Origin of the sequence: Sulfolobus sp. A20, assembly GCF_001719125.1 — an archaeon.
Classification (GTDB): Archaea; Thermoproteota; Thermoprotei_A; order Sulfolobales; family Sulfolobaceae; genus Saccharolobus.
Genome location: NZ_CP017006.1, coordinates 1,912,531 through 1,930,675, shown reverse-complemented (window position 1 = coordinate 1,930,675; position 18,145 = coordinate 1,912,531). Strand labels below are relative to the sequence as shown.

20 protein-coding genes are annotated in these 18,145 nt (G+C 31.0%); 9 read left to right on the top strand and 11 right to left on the bottom strand.

The genetic code is table 11. The features are described 5' to 3' along the window. Positions 1-673 precede the first annotated feature (673 nt). Positions 674-1,489 carry an MBL fold metallo-hydrolase gene (locus tag BFU36_RS09995; protein ID WP_069283888.1) on the top strand — a complete coding sequence of 272 codons (816 nt, stop codon included), beginning with the start codon at positions 674-676 and terminating at the stop codon, positions 1,487-1,489. 1,218 nt (positions 1,490-2,707) lie between these two features. On the opposite strand, the gene BFU36_RS09990 is transcribed toward BFU36_RS09995, so the two are convergent. From BFU36_RS09990 to BFU36_RS09960, 7 genes are read right to left on the bottom strand one after another with little or no spacing between them, the layout of a single operon-like run. Further along, complete coding sequence (locus tag BFU36_RS09990) at positions 2,708-4,129, bottom strand: type II secretion system F family protein (protein WP_069283887.1); 1,422 nt, start codon at positions 4,127-4,129, stop codon at positions 2,708-2,710. Beyond that, a complete protein-coding gene (locus tag BFU36_RS09985; RefSeq protein WP_069283886.1) occupies positions 4,113-5,654 on the bottom strand; it encodes a type II/IV secretion system ATPase subunit in 1,542 nt (513 codons plus the stop codon). Before BFU36_RS09985 ends, BFU36_RS09990 begins: the two co-directional genes overlap by 17 nt. Positions 5,655-5,656: 2 nt before the next feature. After that, positions 5,657-6,358 (bottom strand): ATPase domain-containing protein, encoded by a 702-nt coding sequence (locus BFU36_RS09980; RefSeq protein ID WP_069283885.1) that lies wholly within the window; start codon positions 6,356-6,358, stop codon positions 5,657-5,659. After that, positions 6,340-6,828, bottom strand: a complete 489-nt coding sequence (locus BFU36_RS09975) for a flagellar protein F (protein WP_069283884.1) — start codon at positions 6,826-6,828, stop codon at positions 6,340-6,342. Before BFU36_RS09975 ends, BFU36_RS09980 begins: the two co-directional genes overlap by 19 nt. A 1-nt stretch (position 6,829) precedes the next feature. Further along, positions 6,830-7,294, bottom strand: a complete 465-nt coding sequence (locus tag BFU36_RS09970; protein WP_069283883.1) for a flagellar biosynthesis protein FlaG — start codon at positions 7,292-7,294, stop codon at positions 6,830-6,832. Continuing rightward, positions 7,291-8,028, bottom strand: a complete 738-nt coding sequence (locus BFU36_RS09965; RefSeq protein WP_069283882.1) for a hypothetical protein — start codon at positions 8,026-8,028, stop codon at positions 7,291-7,293. Before BFU36_RS09965 ends, BFU36_RS09970 begins: the two co-directional genes overlap by 4 nt. Before the next feature lie 52 nt (positions 8,029-8,080). Further along, positions 8,081-9,001: an archaellin/type IV pilin N-terminal domain-containing protein gene (locus BFU36_RS09960; RefSeq protein WP_069283881.1), complete on the bottom strand. Its 921-nt coding sequence runs from the start codon at positions 8,999-9,001 to the stop codon at positions 8,081-8,083. Between the two features lie 124 nt (positions 9,002-9,125). Here BFU36_RS09960 and BFU36_RS09955 point away from each other — a divergent pair, with 124 nt between their 5' ends. From BFU36_RS09955 to BFU36_RS09925, 8 genes are all read left to right on the top strand, one after another. Further along, complete coding sequence (locus BFU36_RS09955) at positions 9,126-9,605, top strand: hypothetical protein (RefSeq protein WP_069283880.1); 480 nt, start codon at positions 9,126-9,128, stop codon at positions 9,603-9,605. Positions 9,606-9,952: 347 nt separating this feature from the next. Further along, complete coding sequence (locus tag BFU36_RS09950) at positions 9,953-11,092, top strand: hypothetical protein (RefSeq protein ID WP_231961124.1); 1,140 nt, start codon at positions 9,953-9,955, stop codon at positions 11,090-11,092. Between the two features lie 35 nt (positions 11,093-11,127). Then, entirely contained in the window at positions 11,128-11,532 is a 405-nt protein-coding gene (locus BFU36_RS09945) for a hypothetical protein (protein ID WP_083216388.1), read from the top strand. Between the two features lie 62 nt (positions 11,533-11,594). Then, complete coding sequence (locus BFU36_RS09940) at positions 11,595-12,401, top strand: MarR family transcriptional regulator (protein ID WP_069283877.1); 807 nt, start codon at positions 11,595-11,597, stop codon at positions 12,399-12,401. A 9-nt stretch (positions 12,402-12,410) separates the two neighbouring features. Next, complete coding sequence (locus BFU36_RS09935; protein ID WP_069284713.1) at positions 12,411-12,896, top strand: hypothetical protein; 486 nt, start codon at positions 12,411-12,413, stop codon at positions 12,894-12,896. Next, the gene (locus BFU36_RS13625; RefSeq protein ID WP_083216387.1) at positions 12,893-13,072 is read left to right on the top strand and encodes a hypothetical protein; all 180 of its coding nucleotides are present in this window, start codon (positions 12,893-12,895) and stop codon (positions 13,070-13,072) included. Before BFU36_RS09935 ends, BFU36_RS13625 begins: the two co-directional genes overlap by 4 nt. A 200-nt stretch (positions 13,073-13,272) precedes the next feature. Further along, complete coding sequence (locus BFU36_RS09930; RefSeq protein WP_069283876.1) at positions 13,273-13,488, top strand: ribbon-helix-helix domain-containing protein; 216 nt, start codon at positions 13,273-13,275, stop codon at positions 13,486-13,488. A gap of 633 nt (positions 13,489-14,121) precedes the next feature. Next, a complete protein-coding gene (locus tag BFU36_RS09925; RefSeq protein ID WP_069283875.1) occupies positions 14,122-14,892 on the top strand; it encodes a ParA family protein in 771 nt (256 codons plus the stop codon). Positions 14,893-14,895: 3 nt separating this feature from the next. Here the strand turns inward: BFU36_RS09925 and BFU36_RS09920 are convergent, their stop codons facing one another. The 4 genes from BFU36_RS09920 to BFU36_RS09905 all read right to left on the bottom strand — a co-directional run bounded on the left by BFU36_RS09920 (position 14,896) and on the right by BFU36_RS09905 (position 17,936). Then, positions 14,896-15,888 carry an alcohol dehydrogenase catalytic domain-containing protein gene (locus tag BFU36_RS09920; RefSeq protein WP_069283874.1) on the bottom strand — a complete coding sequence of 331 codons (993 nt, stop codon included), beginning with the start codon at positions 15,886-15,888 and terminating at the stop codon, positions 14,896-14,898. A 45-nt stretch (positions 15,889-15,933) separates the two neighbouring features. Then, a complete protein-coding gene (locus BFU36_RS09915; protein ID WP_069283873.1) occupies positions 15,934-16,305 on the bottom strand; it encodes a hypothetical protein in 372 nt (123 codons plus the stop codon). Between the two features lie 526 nt (positions 16,306-16,831). Continuing rightward, positions 16,832-17,218: a CBS domain-containing protein gene (locus BFU36_RS09910; protein WP_069283872.1), complete on the bottom strand. Its 387-nt coding sequence runs from the start codon at positions 17,216-17,218 to the stop codon at positions 16,832-16,834. Between the two features lie 103 nt (positions 17,219-17,321). Then, a complete protein-coding gene (locus BFU36_RS09905) occupies positions 17,322-17,936 on the bottom strand; it encodes an AAA family ATPase (RefSeq protein ID WP_069283871.1) in 615 nt (204 codons plus the stop codon). Positions 17,937-18,145 lie beyond the last annotated feature (209 nt).

Genomic DNA, 18,145 nt, shown 5'->3' with positions numbered 1-18,145 from the left:
TGATAAAAAAGATATGGGAGATGCCTAAGAGTGTTGTAAAAATGAAACGCCATTTAAAGAGTAACTTTGCATGAAGGGTGTGTGGACAACAATTTCATCCACCTCCATAAAATTCAATTTTATTCCAACTTATGTCAATAGATTTCGAGTAAATTGTATTGAAGAATATTTTTAGCCATCTCGTTATTGTGTTTCTTGTTGAGTTAGGTGAGTGTTAGGAAATCAAACCCATGCATCTACTCGTCCCAATAGATGAGTTGCCTCATGCAAAATACTTTTCCACAATAGACAAAATTCAATTTATTTTAAAACAACCAAATTGTTGTCCACACACCATGAAGGTTAAACTTCTCCTTTAAAATTTCATAAGTTGCCTTATGAACTTCCTTAACTAGGTTTTTCTAGTCTACTTTCCCTTAACCAATCAACTACATATCTTAACCTTTTCTCATATCTTTGAACAAGGTTGAGTAGGGAAGGTGGAGGAATCATAAGGCTAATAGTAGCCATAATTCCTAATCTAACCTTTACTAATAGACCCCATACTCACAAAAAGGAGAGAAAGGAACTTAAATACCTTACTATCCCCGCCCTAAAGGGCGAGGCTTTCCTCATATTGTAAACTTAATTTTTAAAAACAAGTTTAATACGTTATTGATCAAAGTATACCACAATGCCTACTATTAAATTAACCAAGGATGTCTCAGTTATATCAGGCAGTCCAAATACCTTAGTTTTTGACAATCGAATAATCGTAGATCAAGGCGGAAAAAATTCGTCTATAGATATTAACGCTGAGGTTCAATTAGCTACTCATGGTCACGCTGATCATATAGCCGGATTATTCAAAAAAGATGCTAAAATTAGATATTTACCTATAGAAGATTACTGGACATTAAATATCATTGGAAGAAGAGCATTGGTATATGGGTTTAGTTCTAAGAATTCCGATATTTTTATGTATGATTACATAAAAGATAACCTCGAATTCTTGGATAATAACATTCGAATTTCAGAAGTAGAAGTAATCAAACTACCGGGACATACGCCTGGGCACTCTGGCTATATCATAGGAGATGTATTGTACGCTGGTGATGCATTTTTTGGTGATAAGGTATTAGAAGGTTATTCAGTTCCTTTCTATATCGATTTCTGGGAAGCTGAACAGAGTTTATACAAAATCAAAGAACTAGCAAAAAGCGTACAAAATATAGTAATTAGTCATGGTCCTATTTACAACAAAAATAAAATGATTACGTTATTAGAACATAACATAAATTATCTTCACAATATAGTCAATAAAATTTTGGACTTAATTTCCATGGAAGAGTTAACAGCTGAACAAATAGCTGTTAAATTAAAGCCAGATATCTCACCTACTAATATCTTACTTAATACCATTACTATAAAGTCTTTACTTTTAGGTTTAGATAATATTGAGTACGAAGTAAAAACCAATGGACTAGTTTTCAGAAAAAGAAAGCACTAAGAAAAACTTCCGCCTTTACCTAGGAAACATTCTCTGCTAATTATAATTTTTAGCAACAATTATAACATACAAATATAGTACCTATTTAAGTTAGACTTCACCATTACATCAATGGACTTTATATTAGCTATAGGTTCTGAACTTTCTATAATGACATTAAATTAGCACGTGCTAGTAAAGGCAACAAAGGCTATAAATAGGAGTTTTAAAACACTGTAGGACGTTAATATGTTTGAAATGGAGATGTAATCAAGATTTGTACCTTTATGGCTACGTTATTATTTTTCGTATATCAGGTTTATACCTGAACATAAACTTATAGCCAAATAACTTAAAAGTTCTAAGCTATAAGTAGTGTAATCAATGGAGATAAATAGTTGATGAATATAGTGCAGTCATACAATGTGTAGACGATAATTTGGTTAGTTATTTTGTATAAATTGTATTTTCTTTGTTACAGAAAAGTTTTGAGTGAGGTTATTTATTGGGATGAAAACACGAAAGTTAATTTCCTCATTCATGCTCTAATTCTTCCCTTTTTAAACCTAGGTTTAATCCTTTATATTGCCTTAGCTCAACCTCTTGGGTTCTATCCGGTCGGAGAACTTTTGCCTCATAGTAATTTGCTTTTTACAAGTTAACTAATCTTAGTTAACAGGATTAATGTTGAGGATCGTAATCATTTCTTTGTTTTTAGTTTAAGGCGAGATACATTGTTAAGCATTACGAGTCTTCATGCCCTAAGAGAGTTAATTTCACGTTTACGTAATGTTAAAAGGGACTGAACTAGATAATTGGAGATACAACATCGTCATTATGCATGATAAGACATCAGTTTATAATATACTCTTGCAAAGCACAGAGACTTTCGACAAGAGTAAGTTTAGCAAGTATTCAGAAGCTTAGGCTGGCAAGCATGGACTTACCTTCGAACTTAACGAAAGACACAATAAGGAAATGGTTAAAAACATTCTTCCTTAACACGACCTATTCGAAATCTATTGGCATAATTCAGAATAAAATTGAATTTTATAGAGTAAATTAAATTGTTGTTCACATATACATTCGCAAACGGAATTTCAGGATTTGAATATTAATTACAGTTTATATTCCTACATAGAATCTCATTAGTAGAGTTAAAGATTTTATATAATTCGAAATAACAATCCATACAACACAGGTTCTTCTAAAGTTTAAATAATGGTTAATACCGATTCATCAAGGCAATTGAAGCAAACCGGAAGGACCGCTGAATGCCCTAAAGATATTACCTGTCAATAATAGAACCAAATGGTAGGTTATAGAACTTAGTATTAGTAATATCCCAATGAAATACAAGCTAACATATACTGATCTACCATAAGCCAACGTGATCGCTATCCCATTAGAAAAACTTAGAATCAGTAGTATAATTAAGAATATTCTTGAAATCGAATCTATACTAACTTGGTTGAAACTAAATATTGTGGACACATTACTTGTAGAAAATATACTATCGAGCATACCAACTATCGATATTAAAGCCGCTGACACTCCAGCAGAAGCTGTTTGTAACGCATATATAGAAGCTTCGAATGCTCTACCATTCTGCTCTTTTCTAGCTCTAATGTTCAATATAACGTCACCAATTTTACTTATTACCTCTCCAACAGTCAATACGTTGCCTCCCATATTTATAGTTTCATATAACGCTTTGCTTAGCATAGATACTAGCACGCTTTTGCTTTCCATACCCATAAGCTCAAAAATAATCTTTTTGTTTATTCCCATCAATAATCTGTTTAATGCCCTTCTTATTAAAGGTCTAATATCTCCTAGGTCACCTCTTAATACAGCCATTAAAGAATCCCTTAAATTGTTTACTATAAAGTAATTTTGGGAAAAGTACCTTATGAATAATATAAAATATCTTTCAATTCTATTTATCCTATTTTCATATAACCTATATCTTAGCCCTACTATGACAAAAATTATACCTAATAATAATATGTATAGATATGACGTAAATATCACTGAAATCGTAATGCCAGTTAACATTAATAAGGCTATTAACGACTTGTCAAACTTATTATATTGCATATACGTTTCTGGTCTATAGATTATATACATCACTAATGTTACATTTCCGAGTATCATTACCGACATTATTGTTAGTTGAAATATCAACTGAGTTCCACCATTATATATCAGTGATAATATCGTCATATCAGCAATCAAAAACGTTAATGAACTGTTTAAAGTCGCATATACAGTGAGGAAATTGTTCATAGATTCTATAAGCCTAGCGGATGAAGCAGAGTACTCTGATAACGTGAAGTCAATTTCTCTAGATAAGAACTGAATCATATTATCTCCGAAAGTTATAGCTTGTGATAATCTTATCAAAAATTCTTTCATATATTTAATTTTAACATTTCTTACAGTATAAGATATGCTGGATGAAAATTTATATCTATATCCGGTCAATAAATTCTTAATTTTCCTGATAATTCTTGTATATGGGTAAAAAGATCTCTCCTCTGATAGATGAAGTATTACAATCTCAGGAGGAACACCAGACGAAAATAAAGCTAACATAAAAGCTAACATAAAAATATATTTTGAATCTATTTCACTTTTTCTGCTAAATATTTCTGACATATTTCACAACCTCCTCTATACCTACTTGTCTTGCTTTCAATATATACGACCATACATCAAAATAATTAAAAACTTTCTTTTCTACAAGAAGTTTAAGAAATTCTGCTTTTAAGTTTAACTCGTCATATAAAATATTAATATTCTTTCTATCTATTCCCCTTCTTATAGCCACTTTATTTTCTATTAGATATGAAGAACCTCTTCCAGCAAATATGATCTTATCCTCAACCGGGTCATAATTAAATGAAGGGATATAAACCACGTCATTAGTTACAGGATCAATATCAATTATCTCATCCACTTCTACTACTCGTCTTATTAGATTTCCTCTGTTATCATAAAGAGCCGTCTGAAATAACGCTATATTTAGGTTATTAATATAACTCTTCGGTACCTCAATTGGATAACCAGTTAGCCTTTGGACTAAGGTCCTTATGTTTGCAGCATGAAATGTTGCCATCACAGAATGCCCAGTCTGCATTGCTTGAAATGCCACATTACCTTCTTTATCCCTTATCTCCCCAACCAAAATGTAGTTAGGTCTCTGCCTTAACGCCGCTTTAAGTAAATCAAACAATTTTATAGTGCCCTCCCCGGACGTTTCTCTCGTTACCTCTGCAACCCAATTTGAGTGAGGGACAGTCAATTCAGGTGTATCTTCTATAGTGACTATTTTGAGATTAGGAGGGATAAATGCGGTTATTGCATTAAGAGTGGTCGTCTTTCCGGAAGCTGTTTCACCACAGACAAAAACATTCATGCCTTCATCTAGCATCATCCAAATATATGCTGCAAGAAGTGGAGAAAATGTCTTGAAAGAAATTAATTGAGTAATACTTGTCGGTACTTTACTAAACTTCCTTATCGTTAAATTAGAACCTCTTCTACTAATATCTATACCATAGACGAAGTTTACTCTTGAGCCATCTGGTAAGCTAGAATCGACTATAGGATGATTATGCGATACTGGCCTTTGTGACTTTTCACTTAATGACACTATAAGCTCATCTAATTCCATATAATTATTGATGACAATTGACGTGCGCATTGGTCCAAAAATTTTATGGACGATATAGATATGACCTAAACCTGGAACTGAAATATCTTCAATATAAGGATCTCTAATTAATGGTTCTAGAGGACCATGATAAAGTTTATCTCTAATAAAATGATAAATAGCATAATCTTTAGGTACCGATAATTTTGTCTTCGCTAGAATTTTTTCCAATATTCTTTTCATCAATTTTTCTTTTTCTTCGATCTTAAGTGGAGGCTCTTTATCTCCAATTTCTCTAGCAAATCTTTCCTCAATACGTTCCATTTCTTCACTCTTAGGTCTTGGCGGTTCAATCACGTTGTATTGGTTATATCCATCTTCTGATTTAATACTCATTACATGAATGTAAATGTATTCATCAACTTTGTATATTGCATTATAATTCTTATTACCTTTTAGAGAGATTGGATCATTAACGAGTAACGGTTTCTCTACAAAATTGGATAAGTAGTCGCCTAGGAAAGACATGATCACGCCCTCGATAATGATAATGGTACTACTTTAACTCCCAAAGCTGGATCAATATCGAATGAAATGGCATCATTGCCTTGAATCCCACCTATTGTCTTAACTCTTTCTAAAACCTTTATCCTTCTACCTCCTATACTTGTAGATGACAATTTAAAATAGACGTCAACAATACTTGTTACCCTACTTTTAAGTTCTTCATTAAACACATCTGGATGAATTGTAAACATTATAAGCCTTCCTAAGTTAACTAGAACCCTTGATTCTTTCATGAATTGAAGGATTTGTTTTTCTTCAGCAAAAGTAGCAATTACTGACAAACTGTCTATGCCAATAAAATCTATTTTTTTACGTTTAGTGAAGTCAATAATTACATCTAACACTTTATTAGCTATATCTGAATTCCAATTAAACCTTGAAGTATTTAATGGGGCTACTCCTATCAAATTTTTCATAAAAAATGGTATAAGGTTAATCTTCACTTCCCTCATCTTCTTCAGATAATCTCTAGTTGTCTGCTCTGTAGTAATTATGTACCCTTTTTTACCGGCTAAAAGTAGCCCATAGATAAATTGAGCGCATAATACACTTTTTCCAGTTCCATGATCTCCCTCTAACATTATTAAGGAGGGAAATGGTATCCCGCTTAATCTTCTATCTAAATCCTCATTTCCAGTACTTACTATCATAATATCCCCCTCCATATAGCTTCCGGCCCATAATTAGTCGCAATAATAATGGTACCTAAGGTATTAGGATAAGGTGGATAAGGCAGATCTATGATAAACGTTGCGTCATTATCTGGATTTATTAACACTGAGTTTGTAGTCCATAGATAAGGACTTAGTGATTTAGAGTAGTTATATTCACTAACTAATAGGGTAGACACATTACTAATATTAGCATAATACTTAACTATAACAGAAAATTCACTAAATTTATATAAATTAGTTGAACCATTGTTAGTTATTGTTACATACATAAAATTTTGTGAAATGGATACCGATTTAATATAAATTTTAGTTTGCAATTGATCCATTTGAAGCTCTTGTTTATATTCTTCTGCATCAGTTAAAACTTGTTGACCTCTTATATATGAGGTCAGAAAGATTATGAATAACGATAAAGCTATCATTGCCAATAGAGAATAAGTTACAACTTGTGAGACAGCCATCTCAGTTCGCCTTAAGAGCATATGTTACTATATAACCATATGAGGTAACGTACTCAATAGTGTAATATTGACTTGAGGATAAAGGAGACGATAGGTAAATAGTAATTTCAGCTACGGAACCGGGATTTAATGTATTTGTACTTACAATCCAATATGGCTTGATACCAGAATTAAAGCCTATTTGTTGCAAGTTTCCATCAGCACCAAAATAAAGTACTCCATCTTGAAGATTATAAACTGTAACCTCCCCAACATTATGTAAATAGACAACTATGATAGTTGGACTGGTGTTTGTAGCATAATCTATTTGAAGATCTGTGAGAAGCCTTTGTGATTCTAAGATTGAATTAGATGACATACTAGTAGCGATTGATGAGACGACTGAGAATACTATGCCTGCTAATACTCCAATTAACGTTATAGCAACAATTAACATAATGGATTCACTTATTACCTCACTTGTCATCTTTTTTCGCCCTCCAACAATAATAAATATTTCTTCATTTCTGCAGATGCTGAAGAATAACTTTCAGCCACATTCATTGCCACATATGCTAAGTCCCTAGCTCTCATTTTTCCATTATTTGACCTAATATAGGCTTGTATTTTAAGAATAACATACATATCGTCAGCTGATATATACCCGAGCTCATAAAGGGAATTGAGCTTAATTTCATCATAATCTAAAACTTCTAGTAATACGCAACCTCTTATGAAGCTAGATAAGTCGATATTTGTTGTACCGACTATTTCAGCTACAGCCTTAAGGTTTTTACTTGGGTTATCAACGTTTTTCTGAGTTTCTGATGATATCACGTTAAACGGAGAAGAAGAATCTGACTGAGTTGCCTTTAGAGATAATGCCATATCCTCTATTGAAGTATTCAAGTCCTTTATAAGTCTCTTCATCTCCTCCATAGAACTATTAATTATTGATGCTAAATCGCCCTGATATTTATCCATTTTATTTGCGAGACTCTTTAACGTTTCGATTAACTCTTGATTATTATTTTGCTGATTATTACTGTGCGGGGATTCCCTTTGAGGTGCCTGCTGACTAGTCTGCTGCTGGTTAGGTTTAGGTCTAGACACTCTAGGAATAACGATCCTAAATATAAAGAGGAAGAACATTGCTAAAGGGAGACTTATACCAACTAATATTACAAATATTGGTGACTGTGTAAAATTGGGAATTATCATAGATAACCCTCAGTTCTAATTTTTATTTTGTTAAAAAAAATTATTTAATATTTTATCCTATTACCGTCACATTTCCTTCTGGTTGATATACATATTCTGATAGGGTTAGTGGCGATCCAATATTAGGAGATATTTGTATGGTTATGGTCTGGTATTGGAATACATGGCTTCCTAGGTCTGGTCCGAACAGAATCATTACACCTATTACTGAACCAGCCGGTGCTATAGCACTACCAATTAATGGGTCTCCTGCGACTGGATAAGTAAAGGCAAAAGTCTGATTAACATACGCATAAAATATCTCGAGTGTTCCGCTAATGTTTAATGTGAATTGAAACACGTTATCAGATGTCAGCCATGTTTGAGTCGAAGTCGACTTGGTAGTCGTTATATACAGCGGTGAATATTTTATTTGCTTGCTAAGCACCATTTGATATAAGCTATAATTGAGGGCTAGTAAAGCATAGTACGGATTAGGATAATATACGTAAGTTTGCCCTCCACTTGATTCTTGATCAGCTAGGCTTAGATATTGAGGTGCAGCATACACTACTCCGTTGACCTCTGAGGGAGATACAGTAAGTAAAGTATATTTATAAATATTGGAATATGCTACTCCTAATGCGGAGGCAGTGAATGATATTGCAGTAGTTGCAGGCGATAGTTCTACACTTGATACTCCAGAGCTTGGAGAAACAGTAAAGTATATCCAATAACTTCTGGAATTAGATGGATAATTAACTGCATACAACACCGACCCAGACAGAGTTAATGCTGTAGATGCTGTCTCCTCACCTTTATCTATTGTTGATTTTGCTTTCTGTGTCACAAATAATCCCATATTTATCGCAACATATGCTAATACTGAAGCAGTTATTATAAAAGCTATTAATATTATCGCAGTGTCCAAACCAGCTAATCCTTTTCTTTTCATTTTTTTATTATATTCTTTTATTACTTTTTTAAATCCCATATCTTTTCACTCACCTAAAAGAAAACTGTCCTTTGGTCTTTAAAAACCTCTCCATTACTTTCGACTACCAGTCACCGATAAAATAAGGAGTTTTTTAAGAACATTATTCTATTAAAGAAATAGCATGAATCCTTTCTTTTTAGAGTATAAAGTGATAGACAATAACATAACATACTATATAATTTATGTTTTTATATCAAATATCTCCTTAAAAATAGTTTCAGTATATGTTATAAATCCATATTCTCACACCATATTAAATTATAATGCTTCCATAGAACCGGAACAAATATTTTCAAATGTTTCTGGAAATGCTATATATTATCATTTAAATGGAAATAAAATACTAGCATATTCGTCCGATAATGGAAAAATAATTGTCGCTTATAATGGGTTGATTTTAAAGAAGGAAAATTATAATTCCATAATGTGCCTTGTTAGTGCACACTATCCAGGAATTTCAAACTCGACGTTTCCAAATTTAGATAAATTAGCTGGTATATCGCTTTTTAATAATAGTTATACAGTTCTAGGATCAGTTATGGCTCTATTATTTTCTCTAATATTATTTAGAATTGTAACTAGAGGTGATAGAAAATTATAGCAATCAAAAGTTTGAAAGTTCACATTCCATGGATCTCACTACTTCTCATTTTTATTTCCTATATTTTAGCCTCTGGTATATATCTTACAATTAATAGAATTACTTATTATCCAATTTTTAAATCTGACTTTCTATCAATTATACTGATAATACTGTCATCCGCATTATTGGCATTCTATGATCATAAAAAATATGTTTTCTTAATCCCGGTATCATTATTATCATTCTTTTACCCTTACGTCATTCAATCAATCTCCGCTATCCTTATTCTTCTCTTCGAAATAACTAGGAGAAAACAGTATCCCTCATCACTTTTATTATTATTACTTATAATATTGGATTCTTCTATGATTTCATGGATATTAATACGTTTAATATTCAATATCAATACATACTTATCTATACCATTAATGATCTTTCAAATCGGATTACCCACTATTATACCAATTGTATGGTTTATTGGTATTATATTTGCCTTAATTCCTCACAAAAAAACAAACAATAATGCAATAAATATCAATCCTATCTTACCGTTTATCGTCGTTTTATGTATATCTTTGCTGCCTTACTTGCCTAGCCTAAATCCCTCCAAAATTCCTGAAACTGTAGATTTTAGATATTATTTTTCATGGTTAATGAATCCTCAATTTAGTGGATGGTTTTTTGACACAAGACCTTTTTATTTAATATTTCTTCTCATTTTGTCTTTTTTATTTAAACCGTACTTAACTACATTCTACCAATTCGTATTCCTCTCGTTGTTGTACACATTTTCTGCATACAAATTATCCTCCTCTATAGATAAGTCAATAGCACCTTTGTCTTCACTATTAGCCGTAGTATCCCCTATGTTAATCACATTCCTTTATTCAGGTTTAGATGCTAACCTTTTTTCAATATCACTAATGTTTTTATCAATGTCTTATCTTATAAAGAGAGAAAAATTAGGACTAGCAATGTTACTATCCTTTCTAGCTATGTTATCTCATATTTATGCATGGGCACAACTAGCCGGTGGAATCTTGATTTATTATGCTTTTAGAAGAATAATGAAAAAATATAATTTAGATAAATATGAAAAAATATATATAAGTACAATACTTCCTTTCCTTTCCTTCGGACTAATAATGATATTTATTGGCAAATTCCCTGTTCCATTCTCTCTAAACATCCTTAATTATAACCAACTAATTTATCAGATAGCTGTAGTTAGCTGGGGTTCTAATAATGCATTACTTTATTTTCTAATCTCTGCACTCGGTAATAGATATTTAAAGAATGAAATGGTGAACATACTATATATTATTTCAGTTATAGGAACACTGTTTATTGGTTCTGCTACTAACCTAATCATTGACCTACCCCTATTTATTCCATTAGCATATGCCTTAAAGAACTTTAGATACGATCTCTCTGTCCTATTAATGTTAGCGTTTATACTATGGGGAATATATATGAGTATCAATAGTGTCCCACTGTTATACTAAAAAATTTATATATTTCACTTCAAGTTAATATACTTGTGAGAGAGAGTTACAAGATTTCCTTACTCTTGATAATTTCCTCGTTAATCACTTTAATAGTAACAATTAGATTATACATATTGATAATTCCAACGTTGTTTTTATCATCATACTTAGCTTATGAGTCCAAGATACCAGAAATTAAAAACGAGAAAACATTATATGAGTACGTTAAGAAGATATATGGCAAAGACATCGCATCACTAATAATGAAAAAATTCAAAGTTTTTGAACAAAGCTTAACTTCCGCATATTTTCCTACAACCCTAAATGAGTGTAGTATAGTTATATCAAATGAAAATTTAATTCTAAAAATTAACTCTGATGTTATGATTTTGGATAAGTATGAGGGAATAGATTTCTTAGCGACCATGATGAAAAGGAATGTAAATATTTGCAACTGAGTGGCATTTTGTCTAATTATATCAAATGTTTAAATAGATACAAACTATAATGTTATACAGGCATGGACACTAACATATTTAATACTTTGAAGCAATTAGATTCTATAATAGACTTCTCTAGATCAAAGTTACAATGGGATATACTGTTTACAATCAATTCTAAGGGTCCTTGTTCCGTCTCTGAAATCGCCAACATAACTGGTAACAGTAAAAAATCTGTTACTGATGCTATTAGAAAATTAATAGAGAAAGAGCTAGTTATCAAGGTTAAATATGATATATACGATTTATCAGAAAAAGGCAGACAACTAGTAAGTATTTTGAATAAACTTCTTATCAACGATGATAGAAGTATAAAGCAGGAATTAAATAACCCCTTATCGTCCCTTGGGGAGAATCTGGTTCAGCTCTTCTACCTTATTGAACTAGTTAAGATATCTCTACTAAATAACGGAGAGGTAAATCCTGGTAAAGTATCAAAAGAACTAGGGGTATCAACACAAACATTAAAATACTATTTAGATCTATTCACTGAAAGAAAAATGTTTAAGAGAGTAAGTAAAAAGAATCTACTTGGCAAGAGTTATCAAATTTATGTACTAAATGTTGAAGGCAAAAAAATAGCATATAAAATACCGATTTTAGTGAAATTAAGAAGAAATGTATTTCTAAAAATATTGTTAAAAATGACTTTTAGTATAAATTACGAGACTTCATTGTTAAAATTAATGGCAATACTGTCTTTAACGTCCCCTATATTAATATATTTTAAAAATTATGATGTTGTTCACTTAATTGCGATAATTTGGCTCTTTATGCTGATTTTTTCTACTCTATTAGGTATATTCGCATATATTTCGATGAAATAGGTGATAAAAATGGATATAATTAATGCTACATTGCTTTATTTGGTTACCGGCAATCATATAAGTTATTATCTGCTAATAAAAATAATTAGTATTGAAAATAATTCAATATTAGCAAATGTAACACAAATAAGTAACAATATCTATTTGTCATATATCGTTTCATATCCCTCTTTCTTAATATTTATTCCTAACTATACTGCAAACAACTTAACTACTTATGATGGAATCCTCGTAACTACTATGTCAATTAATAACTTTACTGTCTACATCGATGTCTATAACGGAATAGTCATACATGCAATAGGAAATGGAGAAAATATTACTCTTATAGGATCAACTATCCAATTAGGTCCGAATATATATAGGACTATACCCTATTATATCCTACATACCGGAACGAAGAATTATAATAAGTACGAGTATGAAACATTAGCTCTTACGATAACTTTGGTAGCATCATTTTATTTGATATTACAGAAGGTGAGTAAAAAATGAAAATTTATAATCTCGGAAGATCGTTCGTGCTGACTGGAATAATAGAGTTAATTATATCATCAATACTTTATACTAAAAATAACATCTTAACGGAGGTATTAGGTGATTATACGTTTTACTGCCTCTTACTTGGCACGTTACTTATAATTATATCTCTTAACTTTGAAAAAAACTAAAATCATTTATATTATATGAATAAAGGAAATATTCGATCTTCATACTAATGATTTTAATTCATTGTTTTTTCAAGATTTAGAAATCTAAGTCATTCTTACAGAAATCATGAATATTATTCTCCTTCTATCGTACATCACATAATGGGATAAAATATAAATATATATAAGGGAATTTTATATATATTATTACAGTGAAAGTCATGGAAAAAATAACTCGAGTCAATGATACTACATTCATCATTGACATAGAAAAATCAACAGTAGTAAGCTTTAAGCTCGACGATAATCTTTTGGAAATAATAGACTATTTAGTTAGTAAATTTAATTACAACTGTAGAAGTGATTTAATCAGAGAGGCAATTTATGAGTACCTAAAATACCTAAAACAGAAAAACGCTTATAATGCTATTTCATGATTTATATTAGATCTACACTAATAATTGGCTTTTCTTTTAAAACATTATCACTGATATAAAATATTGAGTTAAAAAATTTTAAGATATTTATAACTAAATGGTATCAGTTTAGTTAGAAAAATATGTAATATTTTTAAGGATTTTTTGTACAATATATATAAGAATAATTTCTACTTTAATATAAAATGTCAAAAGTGATGTTTATTGACAGAAGTTCAGTAAGATATAATATAATGAGTAATTTTCGATAAATAAGGTTCCATTTAAGATAAAAGCGCTTGATAAGCTTATTCTACAAATAAACGAAATTACTATTCACACATATGTAAATATAATATTATTTATTATAGGTCAACAAAAGGCGTCGTCTTAGGTTAAAATAATGGGCTGATAAATCGACATTAATTTTACTTAGAATTTGTATAACTAATAATTCACTGGAAACTCATCTAATCTGTTAATAATAGTTAAAACCTATCTAAAGAATAAGGTATTAAGTAATTTGATAAAACGCTCAAATACATGAATGTATAAACATATAAAGTTTATATAGGTTTATCAAATGGATCAGTCTTTATCTTTATAATTTATAATATAATTTTATAAGCTAGAATTGGTTAAGGATAAATAGAAATGCTGAGAATAAATGTGCTAGGATTCAAAGGCGGTTCCGGAAAATCAATGATAGCTTATTATCTTGCTAAGGAATTGAGCCAATATTATGCTGTAACATTAGTGGACAAGACATTCTCTGGTACTATAAGTAAAATATATAATTTAAATAATAGTATCTTCTCCTTTCTAAGAGGAAAAAATGAATCATTTTACACTACCAAGGGAAATTTAAATGTAATAAATATGAGCTTTTCAACTGATACAAATCTTGAAGAAGTAGATCTTAATGGGTTTAAATATCTATATAAGAAGTTGCTAGACGATTCAGATATTGTCATAGTAGATCATTCTTCTCTACCCCATGACTTTGCCATCGAGATCGAACTAAAAGCCTTTATCGAAAGCTTTAAAGCATATACTTATAACGTAATTTTAATTTTAAGTAGTGATGAACTATCAATTAAGAGATACTTAAATTACACTTCATTACTAAATGATTTCATAAAGCATGAAGTAGAAGACCTTCTACACCTTAACTTACCAGAAAATGCAAGATTCTTAAGAATATGGGCTATTGTACTAAATAAGGTGATTAAGGAACAAGAAAATAGTATCAACGAACTTTTAAAAGGTGACGAAATTCTACAGAAACCTGCTAAATTTATTGTTCCTTTCTATCCCCTATTCATACAAAAACATTTCAAAGATATAGAACAACCCAAAGAAATTTCACAGCTTGTGGAATATGTTAAAAGTATTATTAGAGAACCTACATCAGTAGTCTTTTAGCCTTTATATCTTGATCATTATCCTACCATCTCTATTTGAACCCATTTCCTCCTTAAGTGCTTCTGCACCCTCTTCTAATTTGTACGTTTTCCAAACTTTCACTTTACAGTCTTTACATAATTGAATAAGTTCTATTAACTCCTTTCTACTCCCTCCAGTAGTTCCAACTAACTTCACGTGCTTACCATAAAGTGATCCAAGATCTAGATTTATATTGCCCCCTGTTAACGTTCCGAAAAATGCTAGTTTTCCGTCATAACCTAGAACCTCCAAGCTCTTACTCCACACCGATGAACCTAACGAATTTATTACTACAGTAGCCAGTTTTCCGTCGGTTAACTGCTTTACCTTCTCAGAGACGTCATCATATCCTACAACATGGTCAGCGCCAAATTCTTTTAGCCATTGTTTTCTGGATACTGCTATAACAGTTGCGCCAAATTTTTTAGCGAGTTGAACTGCAAAAATGCCCGTATTTCCACTTGCTCCAAACACAACTACTATATCATTAGGACTGACTTCTAACTCTTTCAATGCATGGTACGAAGTTAGAGCGGCAACAGGTAAACTAGCAGCAATATCCCAACTCATATTTTCTGGAATCTTAAATAAATTTTTATCTGGCACTACAAAATATTCGCTCCATCCACCATTTGTTACCACACTCATTATTCCTCCATTTCTACATAACATTTCCTTTCCAGCTAGGCACAAATCACAACTATTATCGAATACTCTATTATAAACAACTACCTTATCTCCTGGATTTAGGCCTTTGACGTGATCACCAACTCTTTCTACAGTTCCTGCTATTTCAGCTCCGGGGATATGTGGCATTGGCTTTACAGGGATATAATTCACTACGAAATAATCTATTGGATTTACGCCAGATTCAACAACTCTTATTAACACGTCATGAGGACCTAATTGAGGTGTTTCTAATTCTCTTACCTTTAAGTTATCTAATCCACTTTTATCGAAAACTAGGGCTTTCACAGAATTTAAGAGAACAGACTAGCTTAAATAACTATCTAAGATTTATTAATTATTTATTTTATTAATAATACCTATTTTTCCTTTATTTTTCACGCTAAGGTACTCATATGCCAAACTAACGAAATCGTTATCTGCCTCTACTCCTTTTTTCTTTATTACTAGATATCTTAATGTCTCTAATTCCACTGACGAAATATTCTCTATGTAGATGAACACATCGGTAGGCTTATGTATTATTATAGCTTCAGCTCCCTTTAAGACAAGCAGTTTTAATCTATCTCCTTCCTCTTCCTCTGCTACGTTTAAATTTTGACTTATTACCATTGTTTTATTCCTCCATAAGTTTTTTAGGATCTCTATCTCATATGGATCCTTTGATTTTTCAATATCATTTACAAATCTCCTAATTGCCTCCATACAAAAAATGTATACGTGTTAGATTTATTATTTTCTTTAATCGTCTTATTGGCACAGTTGTTTGAATAATATATAATCGGTTGAAAAACAAACAACACTGATGAAATTTTTCGCTTATATTTAGTTATCTTAGCATCTCGTAATTTTTTGCTTTTTGACCTTACAAATCGTGATTTTATAAAAAACTTTAGTGCGCTATAAGACTTAAATTTAGGCAAAATCCTATGCGACAAATAACTGTATAACCTGCCCTAAGTAGGTGGTTGATAACTAAGTCCATATATTTCACCTTAACTGATCTCCTTTTCCGCCCTAAAGGGCGAGGCTTGACATTTTATTGTCAAATGATATGAATGACAGTGTAGGGATAAACGGTTACGAATAGACTGAAATATTAAGCTATCAAGAAGAGATATAAGTGTAAGATAATCTAAAGAAATATACTTCTTATTCCGCTCTAAAATATTAAGTTAATAATAAGGTTTATTATTAAAAAATTAAAATTCAAAAATAATATTGCAGTACATTATGAAAATTTACTTTTTTCTAGATAAAGAAGACTTTTTGCAATATCCCTTATTGAGACAATTCCTATTACCTTATTATCGTCATCAACTATTGGTAGGTGTCTAAAATGATTTTCCAACATTATTTCTCCAGCTTCAGCTTCTGAAATCTCGCTTTTTACCCCTATTACATTCCTAGTCATGTAGTCTTTTACTTTTGCATCTAGATTTCCATCACTTACTGCTCTTACAATATCTCTCTCAGTTAAAATACCAATAAGTTTACCATTCTTATCAATTACTGCTACAGCGCCAATATTATTTTTTCTCATAAAGTCAGCAACATTTACTAATGGATCTTCCTCATATGCTACTAAAATTTTTTTGGACATTATATCCTTAATCATAAATTCATATCTTTTTCAGCTGTTTAAAAAGTTTATATGATTTATACTTGACTATAAATAGCAACGAGTCAAAGTAAGGATTATATACAAACATTAGCTCTAATTAAAACAATATTCGACCAACTAGCGATTCAACTTTGGGGAAATCAATCTTGTATGAGCCATAATAATCCTTTATAAACGGTATTATTGTAATATGATCAACCTTTACATTTTTGTTCTTTACTATACTTCTGATAACATTATTATAACTCAAGGAAGGTGTCTGATTAATGTAATTCTGATCCTCCTCATCTAAACTTATTAAATTTACAACTAACAAATTTGTTACTTTAACATCCTCCCAAAGCTTAATATATTCTAGGGTATCAACAAGAGAGAAGTAGTCTGTAATAAAGATATTAAATATTTTCTCGCTTTCCATTTTTGGCAATTCATTTGTCAAAATTCCAGGATAAGTGTCTACAATAACATAATCATAGTCTAAGGTTAAAAACTTATTATCATGCTTATTACAGTGATATACATCAAAAGTTAAATGTCTATTAATTTCACATTCTTTAGATTCAGTCAGTTTCGATATTGTAAATAAATTATCCATATCGTAAACTAATACTTTATAACTTGAGAGAGAAATTATTCTTGCCAGAGCAAGTGAAATGGAAGTCTTACCTACCCCGCCCTTATAACTAAGTACTCTGATGATTCCCTTAATCAACAAGATTAATTAATAATTTAAGTTATATTAATATTTCCTCATTTACCTCGTATAAACAATAGAGTCAAATGTTCCGCGTAAGTAAAAATTTAAGAATATCCTTGGATGGGCTAATCGAAAACTGCCCACCATAAATAGCAAGACTTTTCTTATTTTGTAAGGGTACGCAAGTTTATCGCTCACCTTCACTAGGTTACTCTTTAAAAATG